Raw genomic sequence first — 6,200 nt, 5'->3', positions numbered from 1 at the left:
GAGGTGCTGCTCCGCCGGGTGCTCTACGAAGACGTCAAGCTGGAGACCGAGTACGGGCGCGAGCTGCCGCAGGTGCGCGCCGACCGCGGCCAGCTCGAGACCGCGGTGATGAACCTCGCGGTCAACGCCCGCGACGCCGTGCGCGCGCATGGCGGCGGCGCCGTGCGCATCCGCACCGCGCGGGTCACGGAGGCCGAGGCAGCCGCCCTGGGCTATGCCGGCGCGGTCGGGCCGCAGGCGCTGATCGAGGTGTCAGACGACGGCCCCGGCATCCCGTCCGAGGTGATCGACAAGATCTTCGACCCGTTCTTCACCACCAAGCCGGTGGGCGAGGGCACAGGCTTGGGCCTGGCCACCGTCTACGGCATCGTCAAGCAATCGGACGGCTGGATCCACGTCCATTCCAAGCCCGGCGAGGGCGCGGCGTTCCGCATCTTCCTGCCGGTGCACATCCCCACGGCCAGCGAGATCGCCGCGGCGGCGGAGCCGGTGAAGCTCACCAGGCCAGCGGCGCGCGACCTGTCGGGCGCCGGGCGGATCCTGTTCGTCGAGGACGAGGACGCGGTGCGCGGCGTGGCCGCCAAGCTGCTGCGCGCCCGTGGCTACGAGGTGATCGAGGCGGCCAGCGGCGAAGAGGCTCTGGAGCTCGCGGAGGAGCACGCTGGCACCATCGACCTGATGATCTCCGACGTGGTCATGCCGGGCATGCAGGGCCCTGACCTGCTCAAGCAGGCGCGCCAGTACCTGGGCGAAGCGCCGGTGATGTTCATCTCCGGCTACGCGGAGGCGGAGTTCTCGAACCTGCTGGAAGGCGAGCGCAACATCTCGTTCCTGCCCAAGCCGATCGACATCAAGACGCTCGCCGAGCGCGTGAAGCTGGAACTCCAGAAGGCGGCGTGAGACGGACCGCGTTTTCAGCGGCGAGCGGGACCACGGTTCTTTCTTTCGCAAGGCGAGAAGCAAGCGACGAGATCGCTGCGAGCGGCAGGCCTTACTTCCGTTTCTGCTTGCGGGCGGCGTAGCGCGCGTCGCGGGCGGCTTTTTGCGCGGCCTTCAGCTCCAGGTCACGGGCTTCCTGGTCGATCGCCTCGGCTTCTTGTGTGGCGGCGGTTTCGATCGCGACCTGTTCACGCTTGGCGGCCTTGGCGGCCTGGCGCTCGGTGCGCACTCGTTCCAGCTCAGCGGCCTTTTCGGCCTGACGTTGAGCGAGGTTCGGGTCGGTGACCGTGGGTTTGGGGCGGAACTTGGCCAGCAGGGCCTGCTTGGCCGCGGCGGCGGCTGCGGCGCGGTCGGCGAAACTGTTGTTCTTGAGGTCTCTCATCTCGGATCCAGCTGACCCGGCCCGATGACCGGTCTGAAGGCGTCACATCTAGCGGATAACCGCCGTCCCTCAAGTCCGGTTGCGCCGTTGCGGCGCTCAAAAAGTTGAGGGTCAGCCCCAGCTTTCGACGGCCCCGCGGCGGCGACCTGGGGAGACCGGGGCCGCCAGCTTGGTGAGCGGCAAGGCCGGCTCGTCGGCGGCCGAGCCATAGAGCCAGCCCTGCGCGAAGTCGACGCCGGCGCGTCGCACCGCTTCTTCCGCCTGGGGGGTCTCGACCATCTCGGCCAGGGTCTTGACCCCCAGCTCCGCGCACATGCGCACCAGATGACGGATGAATGTCGCACCGCGACCGCCGTGCTGGAGTTCGCGGATATAGCGGCCGTCGATCTTCACCACGTCGAGGCTGAGCTGCTGCAAGTAGGCAAGGGAGGCCGCGCCCGCGCCGAAGTCGTCGAGGCACACCCGGCAGCCTTCCGCGCGAAGCGCCTGGAGGTGGCGGTCGGCCAACCCAAGGTCGTCGATCGCCGCGCTCTCGGTCAGCTCGAAGATCAGCCGATGTCGCGCCTCGCCCGACCCACGGATGATGCGGCGCGCCTGTTCGACGAAGTCGCTGCTGCAGATCGTGCGCCCGGAGATGTTCACCGCCAGCGTCAGGTCTTGCGAGGTGGTCAGCCGTTCCACCGTGCGTTCCAAAATCGCCAGGTCGAGGGGCTCGATAAGGTCCAGTTCCTCGGCCATGCGGATGATCGGGAAAGGGCTAGCCTCGGCTCCGAAGCGGACCAGCACCTCGTAGTGGTGCAGCGCGCCGCCGGCCTTCAGATCGACGACGGGCTGATAGACCAGCCGGAAGTTCTTGCGGGCCACGGCTTCTCCCAGCGCGCCGGCCTCCATCATGGTTCGCCGCAGGGAGGCCTGCACGGCCTCTCCCAACGTCATCGGGTTGTCCAGGTCCAACCCGTCGCGGATGAAGCTGTCGAGCGAGAAGCGGATCGCGCGCAGCACCTTGCCGGCCGAGGGGTCGTCGTCCAGCGGCAGGCTGGCGCCGCCGGCGTCGACGGTGTGCGGGGGCGGCAGGTCGAGCAGGTCGGCCATGCGCTTGGCCAGCAGCCCCGGCGCTTCGGCGGTGCGTTGACGCACGAGGGCGTAGCGGTCGCCGCCCAGCTCAGCCGCGGCCGAACCGCCATGCGACTGCGCCCGCAACAGGCCCGCCATGCGGCGTTCGGCGTCCTTGGCCGCATCGGGCGCCAGCGCGCAGCGCGCCTGGGCGAAGCCGGCCATCTCCACCAGCGCGAGCTCCAGTTCCACCCCGGTCGCCCGGGCGGTCTCGAACAGGGTGGCCGCGAGGGTTTCGAATCCGGCCTTGTCGTGCAGGCCGCTTTGATTTCGGGGCGCAGGCTTCCCCGCCCGCGACAGGGTGCAGGAGGTCGCGCCGCCGTTTTGCGGCAACCGGCAGGCGCGCAGGGTCGCCGCGCGCGGCTCGGCCCCGGCCGCGCTCTTGAGCTCCACCAGCACGGGACCTGCGCGCGCGCCGGCCTGCAGCGCATCGAACAAGGCGTCGACCATCGGTTGGTCGCGCGCGTCAATGAAGTCGCGCAGCGGCCTGCCGACGAGTTGGGTTTCGGCAGAGCCCGACAGCGCTTCACTGGCGCCGACCGCGAGGTCTATCGAACCGCTGGGGCCGATCTCCAACAGGAGGTCGGCGCCGGCGAAGGCGAAGCCGAGAAGGCGATGGGCGCCGAGCGACAAAGCTGATCGGCTCCTTTCGCCGCTAGACGAGCACACTGCCCGCTCAAGCTTAATTCCCGGTTGCCGCGACGCGGGTGTTCGGGCGGCTGGATCGGCTGTCGGGGGACTTGTATTGAGGCCCATGCGCGAACGCCGAACCGCCAGGGTGCTGTTGCTCGATCCGCACGGCCGGATCCTGTTGATGAAGGGCCGCTTGCCCAGCCGGCCCGATGCGCCGGGGGCGTGGTTCACTGTTGGCGGCGGGGCCGATCCGGATGAGACGCTTGAGCAGGCGGCCTCGCGCGAAGTGTTCGAAGAGACCGGTTTCAGCGACGTCGTGTTGGGCCCAGCAGTATGGCTGCGCGAGAGCGTGCTGGCGCTGGAAGGCGGCGAAGCGGTGTTGTTCTGCGAAACCTATTTCGTAGCCCATTGCGCCGGCGCTGAGCCCAGTCGGGAGGGGTGGGACGAGGTGGAACGGCGGCTGGTCGACGATATCCGCTGGTGGCGACTGGACGACCTGCTGGCCTGCGGTGAACCCGTCTACCCGGAGGCGTTCGCGTACCTCGCACCCGACATCGTCGCTGGACGACTTCCGCGTGAACCTTTGGTGATCACCGCCCCTGGGGCGCTGAACAATATTTGACCGTTTTCCGGGCACTGCTAGATCGATGCGCGTCGATGTCGGGGTCGCGCCTCGATTCGCCAGCTCCAAGCCTTGCGTCGGCCACTGCGCAGCCCATTTGACGGTCGTGGACTGTGATACGCAATTTGTTGGGCATGTCGCGCGGCCAGACACCATTAGTATGGATCGGCCAAGGTGAAGCTTTCGGATGCAGTTGTCACCGCGGTTGAGCCGCACGGTGCGCTATGTCGGGAATCTCACTCTGGTGTTTGTGTCAAACTGGCACTACAAAACTGACACATGTTTGCCCGATTACGGTCGCAGAACCTGTTTCCGATCACCTTTCGGACCGATTTCAGGGCTTGAGTACATCGAATTAACGGACTATTAGCTTTGTACGCCATCGACGCGGGGGCCCGGTAGGGCATCGGATCGAAGGCGGGCTGTACGGGGGCGGCGGCCGTTATCCAGGTTTGGCGAAAGTGACGATCTGCGTCGTTCGCCAAGGGGTCGGAGGTCGGGATGTCAGATCCATTCAGGGATGAAGTTATCTCTCTCATTCCGCCATTGCGCGGCTATGCGATCGCCCTGACACGATCAAGCACTGAAGCCGACGACCTTGTGCAGGACGCTCTGGTTCGGGCCTGGCAGTTCCGCTCAGGCTTCCGGGTCGGGACCAACCTCAAGGCCTGGCTCTACAAGATCCTCCGCAACACGTTCTACACTCAGTCGGAGCGCCGCTGGCGCACGGTCCAGGATGTGGACGGAAAGCTCGCCGCTCAGCTCATCTGCAACCCCGATCAGGAATGGCGGCTGGTCTATGACGAGTTGCTGGAGGCGCTGGGTCACCTGAGCAAGGACACGCGCGATGCGTTGCTTCTGGTGGTGGCCGCTGGGCTGACCTACGAGGAGGCTGCGGAGATCACGGGATGTGCAGTCGGCACGATGAAGAGCCGCGTGAACCGCGCCCGCGAGAGATTGGCCAAACTGACCGATTTCGACCTTGCGGGATCGGCGCCAAATGAGCCAAAACAAACTGCGTCCACCGTTAACGGGCGCCCGGCATTTGTTTAACGGCTCCTGAACTAATACCGGTCAGTTTGGTACTACCCCTGTCGACTAAACCGCCGGTGCATCTCACATGACTTCGTTGGCTTCCGGGTCTTCACAGACTGCTCGCCTGTTGATGGCTGGGACTGCCGCGTTCGCGCTATTGTCTGCGAGCGCGCCTGCTTTCGCGCAAGTCAGCGCCTCTACGGCCGAACGCTTGGCCAACATCGAGGCTCAACTCGCAGACCAGAACCGGCGACTGGCCGACCAGGAACGGCGCCTTCAGGCGCAGGAACAGGTGATCCAGGCCCAGTCCGTGCAGCTCAACGGCCTTCACAACGAGCGTGAGCGCCTGCTGAGCGATATCCGCGCCGGACGTGAACTGGCCGAGACGGAACGTCCGCTGACCATGGCCTCGAACGCCGCGGCCGCCCAGGTCGGACCGACCGCCGACGATACGCAGCAGCCGGTGGGCGAAGCGCCGCCGCCGACTGACCGTCGCGCCCGTGAAGTCGCCGCCATCCCCGAGGGCATGGGCGTGCTGACCCCGCGCGGTACGCTGATCGTCGATCCGTCCATCGAATACACCCGCACCAGCTCCAACCGCCTGGTGTTCCGCGGCGTCGAAATCGTCCCGGGCATCCAGCTGGGGGTCATCGAAGCCAACGACGCGGACCGCGATTCGCTGACCGGCGCCCTGTCCGCCCGCTTCGGCCTGACCAACCGCATCGAAGTGTCGGCGAGCATCCCCTACGTCTATCGCCAGGACCGTGTGACCACGGTGCAGCAGCGCGATGAGACGGTAGCCCGCGCCATCAAGCTCGAGGGCCAGGAGTGGGGCGATCTCGATGTCAGCGCCCGCTATCAGATCAACGCAGGCCTGCGCGGCTGGCCGGTGTTCGTCGCCAACCTGCGCGCCAAGCCGCCGACCGGCGTGGGCCCCTTCGACGTGAACTACGACGAATTCGGCGTCGCCAAGGACCTGGCCACCGGTTCGGGCTTCTGGGGCGTCAGCGCCGGCGTGACCGCGATCTATCCGACCGACCCAGCGGTGATCTTCGGCAGCTTCGACTACCTCTACAACGTGCCCAAGGACATCAACAAAACCATCGGCAAGGTGCCGGTCGGCAGCATCGATCCGGGCGACTCGATCAGCGCCACGCTCGGCTTCGGCCTGGCGCTGAACCCGCGCTTCTCGTTCTCGCTGGGCTACAGCCACAGCTACATCTTCCCGACAGACTCCGACCTCGGAAACACCGTGCAACGGTCCAACAGTCTGCAGGTCGGGCGTATGCTGATGGGCTGGTCCTTCCGCCTCAGCGAACGCGTCACGCTCAACAACAACTTCGAGTTCGGCGTCACCAGCGACGCGCCCGACATGCGCATGGTCGTGCGCGTGCCCTACCGTTTCTAGGGCCGCCGCAAGGCGCGCGCGGCGCCCACCGTTCGAGACACAGCAAAACGCCCCGGATCATTGATCCG

6 protein-coding genes are annotated in these 6,200 nt (G+C 66.7%); 4 read left to right on the top strand and 2 right to left on the bottom strand.

The features are described from left to right. Positions 1–900 (top strand): ATP-binding protein (locus tag Q8M88_RS14890; protein ID WP_305597943.1); only part of this gene is annotated, 900 nt, incomplete at its 5' end. A 91-nt stretch (positions 901–991) separates the two neighbouring features. Here the strand turns inward: Q8M88_RS14890 and Q8M88_RS14885 are convergent. Together Q8M88_RS14885 and Q8M88_RS14880 are read right to left on the bottom strand one after the other, a co-directional pair. Next, positions 992–1,321 (bottom strand): DUF6481 family protein, encoded by a 330-nt coding sequence (locus Q8M88_RS14885; protein ID WP_305597942.1) that lies wholly within the window; start codon positions 1,319–1,321, stop codon positions 992–994. Between the two features lie 111 nt (positions 1,322–1,432). Further along, a complete protein-coding gene (locus Q8M88_RS14880) occupies positions 1,433–3,067 on the bottom strand; it encodes an EAL domain-containing protein (RefSeq protein WP_305597941.1) in 1,635 nt (544 codons plus the stop codon). 121 nt (positions 3,068–3,188) lie between these two features. Between Q8M88_RS14880 and Q8M88_RS14875 the strand changes: the two genes are divergently transcribed. The 3 genes from Q8M88_RS14875 (at position 3,189) to Q8M88_RS14865 (ending at position 6,132) form a co-directional block, all read left to right on the top strand. Continuing rightward, the gene (locus Q8M88_RS14875; RefSeq protein ID WP_305597940.1) at positions 3,189–3,689 is read left to right on the top strand and encodes an NUDIX hydrolase; all 501 of its coding nucleotides are present in this window, start codon (positions 3,189–3,191) and stop codon (positions 3,687–3,689) included. Between the two features lie 501 nt (positions 3,690–4,190). Then, complete coding sequence (locus tag Q8M88_RS14870; RefSeq protein WP_305597939.1) at positions 4,191–4,742, top strand: sigma-70 family RNA polymerase sigma factor; 552 nt, start codon at positions 4,191–4,193, stop codon at positions 4,740–4,742. Between the two features lie 193 nt (positions 4,743–4,935). Then, on the top strand, positions 4,936–6,132 hold the full coding sequence (locus Q8M88_RS14865) for a transporter (RefSeq protein WP_305597938.1): 1,197 nt from the start codon (positions 4,936–4,938) through the stop codon (positions 6,130–6,132). Positions 6,133–6,200: the final 68 nt, after the last annotated feature.

This window comes from Phenylobacterium sp. (assembly GCF_030693805.1).
Lineage (GTDB): Bacteria > Pseudomonadota > Alphaproteobacteria > Caulobacterales > Caulobacteraceae > Phenylobacterium.
Note: the sequence above shows the minus strand (reverse complement) of the source record. Positions and strands in the feature narration are given on the sequence as shown.

What these genes read in the sequence shown, in the direction of transcription:
- Q8M88_RS14885 (WP_305597942.1), bottom strand. Translation starts at nt 1,321, where the DNA reads ATGAGAGACCTCAAGAACAACAGTTTCGCCGACCGCGCCGCAGCCGCC.
- Q8M88_RS14875 (WP_305597940.1), top strand. Translation starts at nt 3,189, where the DNA reads ATGCGCGAACGCCGAACCGCCAGGGTGCTGTTGCTCGATCCGCACGGC.
- Q8M88_RS14870 (WP_305597939.1), top strand. Translation starts at nt 4,191, where the DNA reads ATGTCAGATCCATTCAGGGATGAAGTTATCTCTCTCATTCCGCCATTG.